This window comes from Nocardia sp. NPDC058114, assembly GCF_042884695.1.
Classification (GTDB): Bacteria; Actinomycetota; Actinomycetes; order Mycobacteriales; family Mycobacteriaceae; genus Nocardia.
This window is the reverse complement of the sequence record NZ_JBHVTK010000012.1, coordinates 83,050-100,551: the sequence shown is the minus strand read 5'-3', so window position 1 is coordinate 100,551 and position 17,502 is coordinate 83,050. Positions and strand designations below refer to the sequence as shown.

Annotated in this window: 19 protein-coding genes; 10 read left to right on the top strand and 9 right to left on the bottom strand. The window is 67.5% G+C overall.

What is annotated here, in order from left to right; translation table 11 throughout:
- The first annotated feature begins 2 nt into the window (after positions 1-2).
- The 3 genes from ACFVVI_RS31370 (at position 3) to ACFVVI_RS31360 (ending at position 2,574) form a co-directional block, all read left to right on the top strand.
- Positions 3-662, top strand: a complete 660-nt coding sequence (locus ACFVVI_RS31370) for a TetR family transcriptional regulator (RefSeq protein WP_387448033.1) — start codon at positions 3-5, stop codon at positions 660-662.
- A gap of 170 nt (positions 663-832) precedes the next feature.
- Positions 833-1,993 carry an acyl-CoA dehydrogenase gene (locus ACFVVI_RS31365; RefSeq protein WP_067447997.1) on the top strand — a complete coding sequence of 387 codons (1,161 nt, stop codon included), beginning with the start codon at positions 833-835 and terminating at the stop codon, positions 1,991-1,993.
- Positions 1,994-2,136: 143 nt separating this feature from the next.
- The gene (locus ACFVVI_RS31360; RefSeq protein ID WP_387448031.1) at positions 2,137-2,574 is read left to right on the top strand and encodes an SgcJ/EcaC family oxidoreductase; all 438 of its coding nucleotides are present in this window, start codon (positions 2,137-2,139) and stop codon (positions 2,572-2,574) included.
- A 3-nt stretch (positions 2,575-2,577) separates the two neighbouring features.
- Here the strand turns inward: ACFVVI_RS31360 and ACFVVI_RS31355 are convergent, their stop codons facing one another.
- Positions 2,578-2,862, bottom strand: a complete 285-nt coding sequence (locus ACFVVI_RS31355; RefSeq protein ID WP_378995434.1) for a GNAT family N-acetyltransferase — start codon at positions 2,860-2,862, stop codon at positions 2,578-2,580.
- A gap of 19 nt (positions 2,863-2,881) precedes the next feature.
- Entirely contained in the window at positions 2,882-4,255 is a 1,374-nt protein-coding gene (locus ACFVVI_RS31350) for an FAD-binding oxidoreductase (protein ID WP_387448029.1), read from the bottom strand.
- A gap of 339 nt (positions 4,256-4,594) precedes the next feature.
- On the opposite strand from ACFVVI_RS31350, the gene ACFVVI_RS31345 reads away from it, so the two are divergent.
- Together ACFVVI_RS31345 and ACFVVI_RS31340 are read left to right on the top strand one after the other, a co-directional pair.
- On the top strand, positions 4,595-4,906 hold the full coding sequence (locus tag ACFVVI_RS31345; protein WP_378995438.1) for a hypothetical protein: 312 nt from the start codon (positions 4,595-4,597) through the stop codon (positions 4,904-4,906).
- Positions 4,907-4,971: 65 nt separating this feature from the next.
- Entirely contained in the window at positions 4,972-5,472 is a 501-nt protein-coding gene (locus tag ACFVVI_RS31340) for a GtrA family protein (protein WP_378995440.1), read from the top strand.
- Positions 5,473-5,496: 24 nt separating this feature from the next.
- Here ACFVVI_RS31340 and ACFVVI_RS31335 read toward each other — a convergent pair whose 3' ends face one another.
- Genes ACFVVI_RS31335 through ACFVVI_RS31325 form a run of 3 tightly spaced genes read right to left on the bottom strand, consistent with a single transcriptional unit; the run spans position 5,497 to position 7,426 of the window.
- A complete protein-coding gene (locus tag ACFVVI_RS31335) occupies positions 5,497-6,138 on the bottom strand; it encodes a Type 1 glutamine amidotransferase-like domain-containing protein (RefSeq protein WP_387448026.1) in 642 nt (213 codons plus the stop codon).
- Positions 6,138-6,977 (bottom strand): maleylpyruvate isomerase N-terminal domain-containing protein, encoded by an 840-nt coding sequence (locus ACFVVI_RS31330; RefSeq protein ID WP_387448025.1) that lies wholly within the window; start codon positions 6,975-6,977, stop codon positions 6,138-6,140. Before ACFVVI_RS31330 ends, ACFVVI_RS31335 begins: the two co-directional genes overlap by 1 nt.
- Positions 6,974-7,426: an HIT family protein gene (locus ACFVVI_RS31325; RefSeq protein ID WP_378995446.1), complete on the bottom strand. Its 453-nt coding sequence runs from the start codon at positions 7,424-7,426 to the stop codon at positions 6,974-6,976. The genes ACFVVI_RS31330 and ACFVVI_RS31325 overlap by 4 nt, the downstream gene beginning before the upstream one ends.
- 406 nt (positions 7,427-7,832) lie before the next feature.
- Here ACFVVI_RS31325 and ACFVVI_RS31320 point away from each other — a divergent pair, with 406 nt between their 5' ends.
- The 4 genes from ACFVVI_RS31320 to ACFVVI_RS31305 all read left to right on the top strand — a co-directional run bounded on the left by ACFVVI_RS31320 (position 7,833) and on the right by ACFVVI_RS31305 (position 11,958).
- On the top strand, positions 7,833-8,951 hold the full coding sequence (locus tag ACFVVI_RS31320) for a Re/Si-specific NAD(P)(+) transhydrogenase subunit alpha (protein WP_387448023.1): 1,119 nt from the start codon (positions 7,833-7,835) through the stop codon (positions 8,949-8,951).
- Complete coding sequence (locus tag ACFVVI_RS31315; RefSeq protein ID WP_056818017.1) at positions 8,951-9,253, top strand: NAD(P) transhydrogenase subunit alpha; 303 nt, start codon at positions 8,951-8,953, stop codon at positions 9,251-9,253. Before ACFVVI_RS31320 ends, ACFVVI_RS31315 begins: the two co-directional genes overlap by 1 nt.
- 17 nt (positions 9,254-9,270) lie before the next feature.
- Positions 9,271-10,689, top strand: a complete 1,419-nt coding sequence (locus ACFVVI_RS31310; protein ID WP_387448066.1) for an NAD(P)(+) transhydrogenase (Re/Si-specific) subunit beta — start codon at positions 9,271-9,273, stop codon at positions 10,687-10,689.
- Between the two features lie 165 nt (positions 10,690-10,854).
- Positions 10,855-11,958 carry a mechanosensitive ion channel family protein gene (locus tag ACFVVI_RS31305; protein ID WP_378995450.1) on the top strand — a complete coding sequence of 368 codons (1,104 nt, stop codon included), beginning with the start codon at positions 10,855-10,857 and terminating at the stop codon, positions 11,956-11,958.
- Between the two features lie 24 nt (positions 11,959-11,982).
- Here ACFVVI_RS31305 and ACFVVI_RS31300 read toward each other — a convergent pair whose 3' ends face one another.
- The 4 genes from ACFVVI_RS31300 to ACFVVI_RS31285 form a co-directional block, all read right to left on the bottom strand.
- On the bottom strand, positions 11,983-12,981 hold the full coding sequence (locus tag ACFVVI_RS31300; protein ID WP_387448020.1) for an ABC transporter substrate-binding protein: 999 nt from the start codon (positions 12,979-12,981) through the stop codon (positions 11,983-11,985).
- A gap of 99 nt (positions 12,982-13,080) precedes the next feature.
- The gene (locus ACFVVI_RS31295) at positions 13,081-13,749 is read right to left on the bottom strand and encodes an isochorismatase family protein (RefSeq protein WP_378995455.1); all 669 of its coding nucleotides are present in this window, start codon (positions 13,747-13,749) and stop codon (positions 13,081-13,083) included.
- Positions 13,750-13,782: 33 nt separating this feature from the next.
- Positions 13,783-14,916 carry an isochorismate synthase MenF gene (locus tag ACFVVI_RS31290; RefSeq protein WP_387448018.1) on the bottom strand — a complete coding sequence of 378 codons (1,134 nt, stop codon included), beginning with the start codon at positions 14,914-14,916 and terminating at the stop codon, positions 13,783-13,785.
- Positions 14,917-14,925: 9 nt separating this feature from the next.
- Positions 14,926-15,711: an SDR family oxidoreductase gene (locus ACFVVI_RS31285; protein WP_379312305.1), complete on the bottom strand. Its 786-nt coding sequence runs from the start codon at positions 15,709-15,711 to the stop codon at positions 14,926-14,928.
- Positions 15,712-15,798: 87 nt separating this feature from the next.
- Between ACFVVI_RS31285 and ACFVVI_RS31280 the strand changes: the two genes are divergently transcribed.
- Positions 15,799-17,448, top strand: coding sequence for a (2,3-dihydroxybenzoyl)adenylate synthase (locus ACFVVI_RS31280; protein ID WP_387448016.1), 1,650 nt, complete (start codon positions 15,799-15,801; stop codon positions 17,446-17,448).
- Positions 17,449-17,502 lie beyond the last annotated feature (54 nt).

The following is a 17,502-nucleotide window of genomic DNA, read 5'->3' as shown; positions in this document are numbered from 1 at the left end:
CCGTGGCACACGATGATGCGGCGCAGTTTCGGCTTACGGTGGTTGATCAGGCGTTGCGGTTGTTCGCCGAGCGGGGGTACGAGGCGACGACGGTGGATGAGATCGCGGTGGCGGCGGGGATCTCGCGGCGGACCTTCTTTCGGCAGTTCCGGTCCAAAGAGGATGTGATCTTCGCTGATCACGAGTTCCAGCTGGCCTCGGCGCAGGAATTCCTGGAAGGGGTCGACGGGGATCCGTGGGAAGCGGTGTGCGAGGCCGTGATCGGGGTGTTCGAGCGGTTCACGCAGTGGCGCGACATCGCGGCGCGGCGGTATCAGGTGGTGCGGCGGGTGCCCGCGTTGCGCGAGCGCGAGATCGTGACGGTGTTCCGGTACGAGCGGCTGTTCACCGAGTTCCTGCGCGGCCGGTTGCCGGAAGTGCCCGATCTGGTCCGGGTGCAGTACACGGCCGCCGTCACCGCCACGCACAACTACTTGCTGCGGCGGATGGTGCGCGGCGAATCGGGGGCTGCGGTCGCCGATCTGCGCACTGAACTGGCCATGATCCCGCGCGGGCGCAGGGCGCCGAGCGAGTCCGACGACCTGGTGCTCGCCGTGTTCCCCCGCGACATGCCGCCACGCAAGGTGGCCGATCTGCTCACCGCGCGCCTCGGTAACCTGTGAGCGCCACCCCGAGCCGAAGCGCTCAGCGGTGACACTGAGTGCCACCCATATATCCGCATGTAGCGATAGAGTGTCGCGCGTATAATCCTCGGTAGATTGGCACTGCGTGCCGACGCCACACGCGCTGTGAGACCGCAGCGATCACGACCACGACCAGGAGTGTGCCCCCGATGGCTGGTAACCCCGACTTCGATCTGTTCAAGCTCGAGGACTTCCACGACGAGCTGCGCGGCGCCATCCGCGGCCTCGCCGAGAAGGAAATCGCTCCTTACGCCAAGGACGTCGACGGCAACGCCCGCTTCCCGGAGGAGGCGCTCACCGCGCTGAACGCCGCGGGCTTCAACGCCGTGCACGTGCCGGAGGCCTACGGCGGCCAGGGTGCCGACTCGGTCGCCACTTGTATCGTGATCGAGGAAGTCGCCCGCGTCTGTGGCTCGTCCTCGCTGATCCCCGCCGTGAACAAGCTCGGCACCATGGGCCTGATCCTCAACGGCTCCGAAGAGCTCAAGACCAAGGTCCTGGCCGACATCGTCAACGGCGAGATGGCCTCCTACGCGCTGTCCGAGCGTGAGGCCGGTTCCGACGCCGCCGCGATGCGCACCCGCGCCAAGGCCGACGGCGACGACTGGATCCTCAACGGCTCCAAGTGCTGGATCACCAACGGCGGCAAGTCCTCCTGGTACACCGTGATGGCGGTGACCGACGCCGACAAGGGTGCCAACGGCATCTCCTCGTTCCTGGTCCACAAGGACGACGAGGGCTTCGTGGTCGGCCCGCTCGAGCACAAGCTGGGCATCAAGGGTTCGCCCACCGCCGAGCTGTACTTCGAGAACTGCCGCATCCCCGGCGACCGCATCGTCGGCGAGCCCGGCACCGGTTTCAAGACCGCGCTGCAGACCCTCGACCACACCCGCCCGACCATCGGCGCGCAGGCCGTCGGCCTGGCCCAGGGCGCGCTCGACGCCGCGATCGCCTACACCAAGGATCGCAAGCAGTTCGGCAAGACCATCGCCAGCTTCCAGAACACCGAGTTCATGCTGGCCGACATGGCCATGAAGATCGAGGCCGCCCGCCTGATGGTCTACACCTCGGCCGCCCGCGCCGAGCGTGGCGAGAAGAACCTCGGCTTCATCTCCGCCGCCGCCAAGTGCTTCGCCTCGGACGTGGCCATGGAGGTCACCACCAACGCCGTCCAGCTCTTCGGTGGCGCCGGCTACACCACCGACTTCCCGGTCGAGCGCATGATGCGCGACGCGAAGATCACCCAGATCTACGAGGGCACCAACCAGATCCAGCGTCTGGTGATGGCTCGTAACCTGCTCAAGGGCTGATTCCCCGCACCGACCGGGTGTTCCACACCGCCTACTCTTCCTCGTGCAGGCCGTTTGCGAGGAGTAGGCCGGAGCACCCGGTCGATTGCTGTGTGGGCACGCGGATTCGGGCCGCCGGCAGAGGGCGTACGTATGTTGGGACGATGACTGTTGATGCACCTGGCGCGCGCCCGAAGGCTGCCGTAGCCGTCCAGGATCAGGACGTCGCACTAGCCGCGATCACCGGCGTGTTCGGAACTCTCGAAGCCGCACTCGCGGCAAAAGACGCAGACGCCTTCGACAATGTCTTCACCGCCGATGTGGCTTTCATCAATCCGGCGGGCTCTGTCTTTCTGAGCTGGGATGAACTGCATGCCTATCACCGGACCGCACTGCGGAACAGCCCGGACGCCGAAGCGAATTACACGATTCTCGCCGTGCGCTTCCTTTCCGGTGGGCACGCGATCGTCACTGTCGAGCAGACACTACGCACCCCGAGTTTCTCGGTAACCAACCGCGGCACATGGGTTTTCACCGAACGCAACGACACCTGGTGGGTCAGTTCGGTACACAACACGAATGTGGCGGGCAGTGCCGGATAGCTGTTACGGGACGAGGTCGGCGTATTCGGGATGTTCGGCGATGTATTTTTCGACGTACCAGCAGGTGGGGATGATCTGGTAGCCGTGTTCGCGGGAGTCGTCGAGCCCGTATTTCACGACTTCGGCCGCTACTCCTCGGCCCCGGAACTCCGGAAACGTCATGGTGTGGTGGAAGTCGCGAACCCTGGGGTCTTCGCGTTCGGCGTAGTCGGCGTATCCCGCGAGGACATCGTCGTGGTAGATCTCGTAGCGGGTGTCGGCGACGTTGTGCTCGAGCCTGGTGGTCATGCCTCGGATGCTAACCCGGTCAGAGGACCGCGCCGGGGTTGAGGATGCCTTCGGGGTCGAGTGCGTCCTTGATGCGGCGGGTCAGGGCCATGACGTCGGGGCCGACCTGGTCGGGCAGCCAGGCCTTTTTCAAGCGGCCGACGCCGTGTTCGCCGGTGATGGTGCCGCCGAGGGCGATGGCCAGGTCCATGATCTCGCCGAAGGCGCGGTGGGCGCGTGCGGTGTTGTCGGGGTCGGTGGGGTCGTGCACGATCAGCGGGTGGGTGTTGCCGTCGCCCGCGTGCGCGATGAGCGAGACGAGCACGTCGTTGCGTTCGCCGATGGCGGTGACGCCGGCGATCAGGTCGCCGAGCCGGGGCAACGGCACGCCGACGTCTTCGAGCAGCAACGGCCCGATCTTCTCCACGGCGGGAATCGCGAATCGTCGTGCGGCGGTGAAGGCCTCACCTTCGGTGGCATCGGCGGTATGGAAAACCTCCGTCGCGCCGGCCTTCTCGCACAGGCCCACCATCACTTGCGCTTCGTGCGCGGCGAATTCGCCGGGGGCGTCGGAGCGGGCGACCAGCAGCGCGGCGGCGGTGCGGTCCAACCCCATCCGCATCTCGTCCTCGACGGCGTTGATCGCGACGGTGTCCATGAATTCGAGCATGGCCGGGCGCAGGGTCGAGGTGATCGCCAGGATCGCGTCGGTCGCCGCGGTGAGCGAGCCGAAACTGGCCACGACGGTCGACTGCGGAGGCTGTGCGGGCAACAGGCGCAGGGTGAGTTCGGTGATCACGCCGAGCGTGCCCTCGCTCCCGACGAACAGTTTCGTCAGCGACAACCCGGCCGAGTCCTTGAGTCGCGGCCCGCCGAGCCGCACCACGGTCCCGTCGGCCAGCACCACTTCCATGCCGAGCACGTAGTCGGTGGTCACGCCGTACTTCACACAGCACAGCCCGCCCGCGTTGGTCGCCGCGTTGCCGCCGATCGAGCAGATCTCGAACGAGGACGGGTCCGGCGGATACCACAGCCCCTCCGCGGCGACAGCCCGCTTCACCTCGGCGTTGAGCAGTCCGGGTTGCGCCACCGCGATCCGGGTCACCGCGTCGACGCTGATCTCCCGCATCAGCTCGGTGCTGAGCACGATTCCGCCGTCCACCGCGGTCGCCCCACCGGACAGGCCGGTCCCGGCCCCGCGCGGCACCACCGGGATCTTGTTCGCGTGCGCCCACCGCAGCGTGGCGGCGACATCGGCGGTACCGCGCGCCCGCACCACCGCCAGCGGCGTGCCGGCATCGGGATCGCGCGCCCAGTCCTGTCGGTAGCCCGCCAGCAGATCGGGGTCGATGACGACCGCCCCGTCCGGCAACGCCGAAATCAACGAATCGAGGTCACCGCTGCGCTCGTCCACCTGTTCACGCTAACCCGCGCACCCCGTCCGTCGCGGGCAGTTCGTCCTGGTCGATCGCGCACCGGGCGCGCACGTGAACCACGCCGGGGCAGAAGAATGCCTGGTGATCGACCGGATGTGATGTGGGTCCGAACAAGGAAATCCGCGCATCGATGTGATCTGGCGCGCCCCGTTGGTATATACGCCGTCCAATCCGTCACAATGCCCTGACAGGGTGTGTTCGACGGTGAATCGCCTCGCCGCCCAGCGTGTTTCGAGTTCTGCTCCACGGGTGCGCGCCGCGCGCATCGATCATGCGACGTTGTTGCGCCGCACCGCTTTTCGTAGGGAGGACTGGCGATGATGAAGGAACCGCAGGACCGCGGCGAGCTGGTGGGTGCTCTGCTGGCCGCGGAGTTCGCCGACGCGGGCATCGACACCGAGGTGATGCGTCGTGTGCACACCGGCGCACATCACGAATGGCTGTCCGCGCTGGAGTCGACCGGGATGTTCGATGTCCGTGCGCTGGCCGAGATCGCCGCACGCTGGGCGGCCGACCCCGCGTTGCTGCGTGACGCTCTGCTCGCCGAGGCCGATGAGCTCACCCGCCGTCGCTGCCTCGCCGCGTGGGCGTCGTTCGATACTCGCCCGATCGCGGCGGTCAGCCGCTAGCCGCTCGGCCCACCCGTTTGCCGGTTGCTCACCCTGACTTCATCTGCCGCTGGCAGGCTGGCCGCGTGCAGCATCAGGCGAGTGTCACCGAATCGGTGGCCGACCGGTTCACCCGTTGGTGTGCGGCGGTCGTCGCCCGGCTGCCGTGGGGGCTCGACCGGTATGTGCCCGCGACGTTCCTCGGCTTCGCGCTGATCAACAGCTTCACCTTCGGTGTCGACCTGCTGTTGCTCACACTGCTGCACGGCGGTTTCGGCTTGCCCGTCTGGCTGTCGATCACCCTCGCCTACATCGTGGCGTTCGGGCTGAGCTTCCTGCTCAATCGCACCTTCAACTTCCACTCCCACGCGCCGATGGGCAAGCAAGCCGCGGTGTATGTGGTGGTGGTCGTGGTGAACTACCTGGCGTTCATCCTCGGCGTCGGCTCGGGTCTCACCGCGCTCGGCCTGGAGTATCACCTGGCCAGGTTGCTCGCGGGCGGTTGTGAGGCCGTGTACATGTACTGCGCGATGCGCTGGCTCGTCTTCCGCCGCCGGTCGGCGGTGACGGCGACGACCGCCGCGTGATCGCGCGTCGGTGTGCCGGCGGCGTCAACCCCGGAGCACCTCGGTGCGATCGCTGTCGACGAGGACGACGTCGTCGTCGGTGAGCGCCCAGTGCGGGATGTCCTCGGCGACGCAGTGGGCCAGCATCGCGGCGGAGTCGCCATCCGGGTCGGTGGGGGAGTCGAGGTGGACGATCAGGCGACGATCGACCATACCCAGTCCGTCCCACTGTGGTTCGATGCCGGTGGTGGGTAGCACCTCGGCGGGGTCGTCCATGGTTTCCAGCCCGTGCAGGTCGGGTCCGAGCAGGCACGCGCCTGCGCTGTAGCCCGCGTAGACCAGCGCGTCCTCGCGCAACAACGCGGGTAGCACGGAATCGGCTCCGCTGCGGGCGAATTGGGCGCGGAGAACGAACGTGTTGCCGCCGCGCACCCAGACCATCGGGAACCCGCGCAGGTGCCGTTCCAGCCGCTCCGGTTGCCCGGCGTACTCGCGCAGATCCAGCACGTCCGGCGAATAGCCCTGTTGCTCCAGCGGTTTCACATCGCTCGTCACCGCCGCCGACCAGGCATCGGGCCACGCGTCACACGCGTTCGGAATCACCGCGACGCGTCCCGGCGCACCGACGAGCCCGACGAGCCGATCGGCGAAACCGCCGAATCTGTACGACGCCAGGAAGAGTCGCATCAGATAGTGAACGCCAGATTCTGTACGAGTCGCTCACCGAGCGCGGTATCACCCTCGACGACGACTTCGCCGGGGTGCCGGTCGGCGGTGGTGCGCCCGCCGCGTAGTCGCGCGAAAAGCCCGGAGTCCACACGGATCACGGTGGTCGGCTCGTCGGAAACCTCGTCGAGAACCGACCCGCGTCCACCGGCGACCGACAGGTGTACCTGCCGGGTCACCGGACCGGTCAGGTCCAGCGTGATCAGCGAACCATCCGGCGCCTTGGCGCCTTTCACCACCGTACGGCCGAGACCGAGGGTCAGTTCGGTGAACGCAGCCTCGGCCCGCGCGCCACCCTCGGGCACGCTGCGCCCGATCCCGTCGGCGAGGTCGAGTTCGTGCATCCAGCAATCGAACAGCCGCACCCGCATGAACCGCCCGTAGGGGACCTGCCCCACCGGTGAGACCGTCGGCGCCTGCCAGGCGTCGTCGTCCATGGCGGCCAGTGCCGCCCGGCGACGTTCGGTGGTCTCGTCGAACAGCGCGAGCAGCCGTTTGCCGGAGAGTGGGCGCAACCGGTCGACCCAGATCTCGTTGAGCACGGCCACTTCGTTGCGCACATGCGGCAGGGTTCGCACGTCGGTCTTGGGACGCAGGGGATCGTGCGGCGGCGGTGTCTCGCCGAGTAACCACGACTCGGTGCCGATCACGTGCGCGACCACGTCGAACAGGGTCCAGCCGGGCAGCGGAGACGTTCGGCGCCAAGCCTTTTCGTCGAGGTCGGTGACCAGCAGCGCGATGGCTTCCCACTGCTCGGCGAGCAGGTCGGTGAGTTGTTCGCGCCCCGGCGTCTCGATCATCCCTGTGCTCCTTCTGCTTCGCTCTGGTCGAGCGCGGTGAGGCCGGCGCGGATCGCCGCTGCGGTCGAATTCGGTTCGTGCGGGCGACGCAAGAGGAAACCCTTGGCGAAGGTGAGTTTGTCACCGTGCTTGCGCGGGACCACGTGCAGGTGGACGTGGCCGACGGTCTGGAACGCGGCGGTGCCGTCGTTGAGGATGAGGTTGGCACCGTCGCTCGCGAGCCCGCTCAGGCGCAGGGCACGGGCCAGACGGTGGCCGGTGCGGAAGATCCGGGCGCCGAGGTCGGGGTCGAGATCGTCGAGTTCGGTCGCGTGGACCTTGGGAACGATCAGGGTATGGCCACGGGTGATGGGACGGATGTCGAGGAACGCGCAGACCGCGTCATCGGAGTAGACCATGGTTGCCGGTGCGGCACCCGCCACGATCCGACAGAAGGCGCAGTCGTTCACGGCCTCGACCCTACGGTGTGATCTGGGTCGCGCAACAGCCCGAACCGGTCGCTACCATGACGCGCATCACGTCTCGCCGGATACGCGGGTGCCCGGCCTCGAGCCGGACGTCGAGGTCAGTAACCGACGTGGATGTGCGCTCTTGCATGTCCCCACCTGCGGTGACGAATCTCGGTGTGGGCACCGGCCGGTGTCCGCCGGGCCGGGAGCTGGTTGTCACTGCTGACGAGGGCCGCGGTGTCCGTTTTGTGGTCGTCAGTCCAGTTCTCCGTTGTGACGGGCATCTCCGCTAGGCTCACCGCGAGCCGAGTACAGTTGCCAGGATTTCAGTCGAACTTACTCACAGGTAACTTCGGCGCCCCGTTGTTCCCAGGCTCGAAGCCAGCACGAAAAGGAAGTCTGACTAGTGGAGACAACGCAAAACGTGGGCGAGGGTTCGCCGCGCGGAGCGCGTGTCGGAGTCGTTCGCGAGTCCGGCCCGGGTGAGCGGCGAGTCGCATTGGTGCCCAAGATCATCCCCGCCCTGTCCAAGCAGGGTGTCGAGGTGATCGTGGAAGCCGGTGCCGGCCTCGGCGCTCTCATTCCCGACGCTGCCTATGTAGAGGCAGGCGCGACCATCGGTGACCCCTGGTCGGCCGAGGTCGTCGTCAAGGTCGCCCCGCCCAGTGATGCCGAGGTGGGCAAGCTGTCCTCCGGGCAGACCCTGATCGGTTTCCTGGCGCCGCGCAATGCCGAGAATCAGATCGGCGCGCTGAAGTCCGCCGGTGTGCAGGCGTTCGCCGTCGAGGCGATTCCGCGTATCTCGCGCGCGCAGGTGATGGACGCGTTGTCCTCGCAGGCGAACGTGGCCGGGTACAAGGCCGTGCTGCTCGCCGCGTCGGAGTCGACCCGGTTCTTCCCGATGCTCACCACCGCCGCGGGCACTGTGAAGCCGGCCACCGTGCTGGTGCTCGGTGTCGGCGTCGCCGGTCTGCAGGCGCTGGCCACGGCCAAGCGTCTCGGTGGGCGGACCACCGGTTACGACGTGCGTCCCGAGGTCGCCGATCAGGTGCGCTCGGTCGGTGCGCAGTGGCTGGATCTGGGGATCGACGCCGCCGGTGAGGGTGGGTACGCCCGCGAACTCACCGACGAGGAGAAGGCTCAGCAGCAGCAGGCGCTCGAAGACGCCATCAAGGGCTTCGACGTCGTGATCACCACCGCGCTGGTGCCGGGTCGCCCCGCGCCCCGCCTGGTCACCGCGGCCGCTGTCGAGGGCATGAAGCCCGGCAGCGTGATCGTCGACCTGGCCGGGGAGACCGGTGGCAACTGTGAGCTCACCGAGCCCGGCGAGGTCGTGGTCAAGCACGAGGTGACCATCGCCTCGCCGCTGAACCTGCCCGCGACCATGCCCGAGCACGCTTCCGAGCTGTACTCGAAGAACATTTCGGCGCTGCTGGAACTGATGCTGGTCGACGGCAAGCTCGCCCCCGACTTCGAAGATCAGGTCCTGGCGGATTCCTGCGTCACCCGTGAGGTGGAAGCCTGATGTACACCGAATTGCTCGCCAATATCGCGATCCTCGTGCTGTCCGGCTTCGTCGGCTTCGCGGTGATCTCGAAGGTCCCCAACACCCTGCACACCCCGCTGATGTCGGGCACCAACGCCATTCACGGCATCGTCGTGCTCGGTGCGCTGGTGACCCTGGGCAATGTGAAGGACCCCTCGCTGCTCGTACAGGTGATCCTGTTCGTCGCGGTGGTGTTCGGAACACTGAACGTCATCGGTGGCTTCGTGGTCACCGACCGCATGCTCGGCATGTTCAAGGGTAAGAAGAAGGCGGCCGAGTGATGCACGCAGTCGACAACATGACCTACCTGGTCAACGGCCTCTACATCGTGGCCTTCTCCATGTTCATCTACGGCCTGATGGGCCTGACCGGCCCGAAGACCGCGGTGCGCGGCAACCAGATCGCCGCTGTCGGTATGGGTATCGCGGTGGTCGCCACCTTGATCTCGGTGCGCCACGCCGCCCTGCTCAACTGGATTCTCATCGCCGCCGGTCTGATCGTCGGTGTGGCACTGGGTGTTCCGCCCGCCATCCGCACCAAGATGACCGAGATGCCGCAGCTGGTCGCGGCGTTCAACGGTGTCGGTGGTGGCACCGTCGCGTTGATCGCGTGGGCCGAATTCGTCGACAGCGCGGGCTTTTCGCAGCTGCACGAGGAACCGACCATCCACATCATCATCGGTTCGCTGTTCGCCGCGGTGATCGGCTCGATCTCCTTCTGGGGCTCGATCATCGCCTTCGCCAAGCTGCAGGAACTGCTGTCCGGCAAGCCGATCAGCGTCGGCCGCCTGCAGCAGCCGCTGAACTTGATCCTGCTCGTCGGCGCGATCGTGTGCGCCGTCGTGATCGGCCTCGGCGCCGACAACGGTGGCGTCTCGCAGCTGTGGATGATCGGCTTGCTCGTGCTCGCCGGTGTGCTCGGCCTGATGGTCGTGCTGCCCATCGGCGGCGCGGACATGCCGGTCGTGATCTCGCTGCTCAACGCTCTCACCGGTCTGTCGGCCGCGGCCGCGGGTCTGGCGCTGAACAACACCGCGATGATCGTCGCGGGCATGATCGTCGGCGCCTCGGGCACCATCCTCACCAACCTGATGGCCAAGGCCATGAACCGCTCCATCCCCGCGATCGTGGCCGGTGGCTTCGGTGGCGGCGGCGCGGTCGGGGGTTCGGGTGACGGTGAGGCCAAGACGGCGAAGGCCACCTCCGCCGCCGACGCCGCGATCCAGATGGCCTACGCCAACCAGGTGATCGTGGTCCCGGGCTACGGCATGGCCGTGGCGCAGGCCCAGCACGCGGTCAAGGAGATGGCGCTGCTGCTCGAGGGCAAGGGTGTCGAGGTCAAGTACGCGATCCACCCGGTCGCCGGTCGCATGCCCGGTCACATGAACGTGCTGCTGGCCGAGGCCGAGGTGTCCTACGACGCGATGAAGGAAATGGACGACATCAACGGTGAGTTCAACCGTACCGATGTGGTCCTGGTCATCGGCGCCAACGACGTCACCAACCCGGCGGCCCGCGACGACAAGTCGAGCCCGATCTACGGCATGCCGGTACTCAATGTCGACCAGGCCAAGAGCGTCATCGTGCTCAAGCGCTCGATGAACTCCGGCTTCGCCGGTATCGACAACCCGCTGTTCTACGCCGACCACACCTCGATGCTGTTCGGTGATGCGAAGAAGTCCGTCGGTGCGGTCACCGAGGAACTGAAAGCGCTGTAAGACAGCCGAAGACAACCGCAAGAGGCTCCGCTGTTCGCGCCGAACAGCGGAGCCTCTTGTCGTTGTGCCGACTCCACGACTCGCAATCAGACGGTCATGTCTGTGGCCGGCGGGTGTGGGTATGCCGCAGCTGAGGCAAGCCGACAACGGGAGGAGTTCGATCTCGTGGAGGAGATATTACGGCCGATCATCGTGCTGCTCGCTACGGCGGCGATCACGGTGTCGGTGGGTTTGCTGGTAGAGCGTGTGCTGCGTTACGCGGCGCGCCGCAGTCCCAGCGTCCATCTGCCATCGCTGCGGCGACTGCAACTGCCACTGCAGATTCTGCTCGGGACGGTCACCTTGCACGCGGTCTATCCGCTCGCCGAGCTCGACCTGCGCCAGGACGTGGTGATCCGGAGCTTCCTGGCGACGGCGGCCATCATCGCCGCGGTGTGGTTGGTCATCCGGGCCACCGATGTGGTGGCCGAAAGCCTGCTGGGCCGCTATGCCCAACGCGCCAGCGAGGTTTCGCGCGTGCGCCAGTTGCGCACCCAGCTCGGGCTGGTGCGTCGCATCGTCACTTCGGTGCTGGTGGTCACCACCGCCGCGGTGGCCATCCTGCTGCTGTTCCCGAGTCTGCGGACCCTCGGCACGTCGATGCTGGCCTCGGCGGGCGTGATCGGCATCATCGTCGGTGTCGCCGCCCAGTCGACGTTGAGCAATCTCATGGCCGGGTTGCAGATCGCCTTCGGCGACTCGGTCAAGATCGGCGATACCGTTGTCGTGGAAGGGGAGTGGGGAACTGTCGAGGAGATCACCCTGGCCTTCCTGACCGTGCGGATCTGGGACGACCGCAGGCTCACCATGCCGGTGTCCTACTTCAACAGCCAGCCCTACGAGAACTGGTCGCGGGGCGGCTCGCAGGTCACCGGCACAGTGCTACTGCACCTCGACCACAGCACCCCGGTACCCGCGCTGCGCGAGCACCTGCACACCTACCTGCGCGAGTGCCGGGAATGGGACGGGCGCAACTGGAATCTGCTGGTGACCGACAGCACGCCGACCGACATCGTCGTCCGTGCGACGATGTCGGCCGCCGATGCCGACGACGCGTGGACCCTGCGCTGCGCGGTCCGTGAGGAGCTGCTCACCTGGATCGGGCGCCACCATGCCCACGCGTTTCCGAAGATCCCGACTTCGATCACCCACTCCGCCGAGCAGGCAGGTGATCGCGTCGACGACCAGACAGTGCTGGCTACCGAGCCCTGGGCTTCGTCGGCGCGCTAGGTCGGCCGGCCGCCGACGGCTGTCTCACTTGAAGCGCTCAGCCAACCGGTCGAGGGTCGCCATGGCAACCCGGTAGTCCGGCCGTTTGCTGTCCGCGGGCAGCTCGTAGACCTGACTCTTCTGGAAGGCAGGCAGTATCGCGAGCGCCGGATCTGCCTTCAGCTGGGCGATATCGCGCCCGTTGTCGACCGAGATCACGAACAGCACCGGAGCGTCGACGACAGTGCTCAGTAGTTCGGGGCTGAAGGTCACCCAGTCGGCTGCCGCGGGCCGGGGCGGGTTGCCTGCCTTCGCTTCGATCTTGTCGTCGATGGTGAATCCGACCTCGGCGAGCAGTGTGGCCAGCGGGGTGTTGGGGGCCAGCAGGATGGGCTTGCCGTCCGATTGGGACTGCATCACGGCCGTCGCGCCTTGTGGCAGCTTCATGCCGGACTTCACCTTCGCGACCTTGTCGTTGTAGGTGGTGATCATGCTGTCCACCTTGTCGGGGCGGTTCACGATGTGGGCCACCGACTTCAACTGGTCCTGCCAGTTGGCGGCGTCGGAGGGTACGAGCGCGGTGGGCGCGACGGCCGTGAGCTTGTCGTAGTTCTTGATCGACTGCATGCCGGGGTATCCGGGCCCGCCGCCGATGATCAGGTCCGGCCGCTGGGCGGCGATGAACTCCAGGTTCAGGTCGTCACCGGAGGGCACTGCCTCGGTGCCCTGTTCCGCGGCATCCGCCGCCCAGGACGGGGGGAACTCGCCGGGCTTCAGCGTGATGCCCAGAATGCGCGGATCCGCGGCTTTCACCTTGGCGTCCAGGTCGAAGAGGTATCCGGCGAGAGCGCCGTTGAGGACCACGATGCGCTGCGGGTCGGCGGGCACGGTGACGAGGCCCTTGGCGGTTTCCACCTGGCGAGTGCCGGTGCCAGCGGCCTGGTCGGCAGTGGAGCTGCCGCAGCCCGCTGCCGTCGCGGCCACCGCGACGATCAGGAGCGCGACGGCGGCACGCATGCGCGCCGTCATTCGATGAACTGACATGAACGGTGTTCCTTCTTCTTTGGGGCAGGTTCAGGGGTGACTCGGCGGGCAAAAGGCCCTGCCGTTCATCGCAACGGCAGGGCCCTTGGTCGGTACCGATCAGGCGGATCGGCGTTCGGTGGATTCCACGTTCGTGGTGTCGAGCTGACGGATCAGCTCGTCGGTGCTGGTGACGGCACCGCAACGGCGAGCGACGTAGTTCAGCGCCATGATGTGTTCGTCGCGGCTGAAGTCGGCGGTGGCATCGTGGACGAGGAAGGGGCGCACGTCGCCCATGAACGCCTCCGCGGCACTGAGCATGCAGCCCATGTGGGTGTAGACGCCGGTGATGAGGAGCTGATCGCGACCGTAGTAGCCGAGTAGCTCACGCAGATCGGTGCGCTGGAAGGCGGAGTAGCGCCACTTGGTGACCTGGATGTCCTGTGGGTCGGGGGCGATGGCGTTGATCACCTCGGTATCGGCGCCCTCGGACATGCCGGTGCCCCAGAAGTCGGCGAGTATCCCGCGCCGTGACGGATGCTGGTCGCCGGGTTGCATCGTGTAGATGACCGGGATGTCGAACCGGTGGCAGTGATCGCGCAGGGTGGCGATGTTGGCGATGAGGGTGCGCGCGGGATCGCGGTAGAGGTCGTAGGCGTCGAGGAAGTACTGCTGCATGTCGTGGATCAGCAGTGCGCTGCGGCCGGCCTCGGCGGTCCAGTCGACCTGGTCGGCGGTGAACTCGTCCGCGGTCGGCATGGGATAGGGCGCGATCGGGGGAATGGGCATGGGGAGTCTCCGTTGAGCGTTGGGTCGGCGGGGTCAGCCGACGGTGACGGGCAGGTCGGCGATACCGAGCGGCCCGAGGATGCGCTGGAATTTGCCGGTGGTCTCGGCCAATTCGGCGGCAGGGTCGGAGGCGGCGACGATCCCGCCGCCCGCGTGCGCGAGCAGGGTGGTGCCGTCGGCGGACAGCTCGGCACAGCGGATGCTCACCATCCACTCACCGTTGCCGTCGGCGTCGCACCAGCCGACCGCACCGGCGTAGAAGCCGCGTTCGCCCTCGAGTTCGGCGATCACCCGGGCGGCCGCCGCGGTGGGCGTGCCGCAGATCGCGGGGGTCGGGTGCAGTGCTACTGCCAGCTCCAGCGCCGACGGTCCGGCGAGCGGGACTGTCGCGGTGATCGGCGTGCCCAGATGCCACATCGCCGGTGTGGCCGTGAGTTCCGGTGCGGGAGTCTGTACTTCGGCGCACCGGTCACGCAGCACGGCGGAAACCTGGTCGGTCACGAAGCGGTGCTCGGCATGGTCTTTGGTGGAGGCGAGCAGTGCGTCGGCGGCGGTGCGGTCGGCGCCGCTGTCGTCGAGGATTCGCCGGGCCGAGCCTGCCAGTGGGTGGCTCAGGATCTGACTTCCGTTGCGGCGTACCAGGATCTCGGGGCTGGAGCCGACCAGGTGTCGGCCGGGATAGCGTCCGCCCGCGGCGGAGAGGTCGACCAGGAACCCGTTGGACATCGGGTCCGAGGCGACCATCAGGTCCAGGATATCCAGTGCTCGAACAGGTTTCGCCGTTCGAGCGCGAACAGCGCGGGCCAGCACCACCTTTCGCAACGGATGCGCGGGATTGCCGAGCAGTTCGACTGCGGTGGCGACGCGCTGGCGGTGTTCCTCCGGCGCGGGCAGCGCGGCATCGAGTTCGAAGCGGGGCAGCGCCCGCGAACCGGGTTGGTGCGGCGCCTCGGTGATTGTCACCGAATTCGGCGCCCACAGCGCGGTCGGAGCGCCGGGGGTGAACGGTAGCGCGCCGACGATGTGGCTGATCCGGCCGCTGCGCAGCGCGGTGATCGCGTCGTGTGCCGAGCGGAAGACGGTCCCGCCCGCGGTGGCGGACACGGTCCGCTGCGGACGGGACAGCAGGAAAGCGGGGTCTGAGCTGTCGGTACTGATGGTGATCATTCCTCTCGGTCACATGTCGAGCGTTGCGCCACCGTCGACCCGCAGGTCGTGCATCGTGATGTGGCGGGCGTCCTCGGACGCCAGGAAGTGGACTGAGCCCGCGATATCGGCGGGAGTGGCGATGCGGCGCAACGGAATTCCGAGGCGGTAGACACTCGGATCGCCGTCGAGCAGCGCATGCTCGGCCGCGTCGTCGACGGTGCCGCCGAACATCTCACGCAGCATCGGGGTATCGGTGGAACCGGGCGAGACCAGGTTCACCCGCACGCCGAGCGGCGCGACTTGCAGGGCCAGCGAGCGGGTGAACGCGGTGGCGGCGGCCTTGGCGGCGCCGTAGGCGGCCATGGCGACGCGTGGCGTGGCGGCCGCGTTCGAGGAGACGACCACGATCGCGCCACGACCGGCGCGGACCATCTCGGCGGCTGCGCGCTGGGTGATCAGCATCGTGCCGGTGGCGTTGACGGTCAGGCAGCGTGCCCACTCCTGTGGGTCGAGTTCGAGTGCGGAGCCGCCGACCATGAGCCCGGCCGCGTGCACGACGACATCGGGTGTTCCGAATTCCGTGGTGAGACGGTCGAAGGCGGCCTGTACTTCGGCGCCGTCGCTGATATCCAGTTCGACGCCATGAGCGGATCGTGCCGTGAGTTCGGCGGCGACCTTGTGGACGGCGGGGTCGCGGTCCCACAGCGAGAGAACTCCCGCTTCGCCGGCGAAACGGGCGGCGACCGCGGCGCCGATTCCTCCGGCGGCGCCGGTCACGACGACGATTCGCCCTCTGGACTCACCACTATGCATGAGGTTAGCCTAACCTGATTTCATCGTCGGTTGGTTAGCTTCCCTTACAGCTTCCGGCGAGGAACTTCGAAGATCCGCTGGAAAGAGGTGCTCGACTTGACCGATCCCGTGCTCCCCGGATTCACTCCGTGGCCCGCTGAGCTGGCACAACGATATCGAGAGCAGAACTGTTGGACCGGTGAGACATTCGGCGACGTGCTCACCGCGCGCGCGGTCGCGGCGCCGGACCGGATCGCGGTCCTGGACGACGCGAACAGCTGGACCTACGCCGAACTCGAGCATCGTTCCCGCTCGCTCGCCACCGGCTTGGCCCGCCTCGGCATCGCGCCCGGTGACCGGGTGCTGGTGCAGCTGCCCAACCGCGCGGAATTCGTCGAGGCGATCTTCGCGCTGTTCAAGCTCGGTGCGCTGCCGGTGTTCTGTCTGCCCGCCCATCGCAAGGCCGAGCTGGTGCCGATCGCCGAGGCCGCCGGGGCGAAGGCCATGATCACCTGCGGCACGCACCAGCGTTTCGACTACGCGGCGCTGGCCGCCGAGGTGCGCGGCGAGGTCGGGAGTCTGCGCCACCTGGTGCTGGTCGACTGTCCGTCGCTGCCCGGTGACGCGCACGACATCGAGGAATTCCGGGACACCCCTACCGAATTGGCGGGCCCGTCGCCGAGCGATGTGGCGTTCCTGCAACTGTCCGGCGGGAGTACGGGTATCCCGAAGCTCATCGCGCGTACCCACGACGACTACCTGTACAGCGTGCGCCGCAGCGCCGAGATCTGTGAGCTCGACAGCGCCACTGTCTATCTCGCGACGCTGCCGGTCGCGCACAACTTCCCGATGAGTTCGCCGGGCATCCTCGGTGCGCTGTGGGCCGGTGGCGCGGTGGCGATGACGCCGGATCCGACTCCGGCGACGGCCTTTCCGCTGATCGAGCGATTCGGCGTCACCATCACGGGTCTGGTCCCCCCGCTGGCGCGGCTGTGGACCGAGCGTGCCGAGGCGGGCGAGACCGCGGATCTGTCCAGTCTGCGGGTACTCCAGGTGGGTGGGGCGCGGTGCCAGGACGAGCTCGCCCGCCGGATCGGTCCCGCGCTCGGTGTGACCCTGCAGCAGGTGTTCGGCATGGCAGAGGGGCTGGTCTGCTACACGCGGCTCGACGACCCGATCGACGTGGTGGTCAGCACGCAGGGTCGCCCGATGTCGGAGTACGACCAGCTCGCCGTCGTCGACGACAACGGCGCCGAGGTGGCGCCGGGGTCCACCGGCAACCTGATCACGCAGGGCCCGTACACCATTCGCGGCTACTACGACAATCCCGACGCCGATGCCCGCAGCTTCACCGCCGACGGCTGGTACCGCACCGGCGACATCGTGTCCGTGCGCCCGGACGGCAATCTCGTGGTCGCGGGCCGCGCGGGTGACTGGGTGAACCGGGGCGGCGAGAAGGTATCGGCCGAAGAGCTCGAGGCGCACCTGCTCGAACATCCCGCGGTCCGCGACGCTGTCATCGTCGGCACGCCGGATCCGGTTCTGGGTCAACGGATTTGCGCGTTCGTTCAGCCGATCGACCCGGCGCAGCGGCCCACGCTGATCTCGGTGCGCAAGTTCGTCCGCTCGCGCGGCGTGGCGGCGTGGAAGATGCCCGACACGGTCGTGGTCGTCGACGAATTCCCGGAAACCGGCGTCGGCAAGACCAGCCGCAAGGATCTGCGGCAGGCGCTCGCCGATGGTGCGCACGGCAGCTGACAGGCACCGGCCTCGCGCGGGTGGAGGGTTCTCGCTGACGAGGCGCACGACATC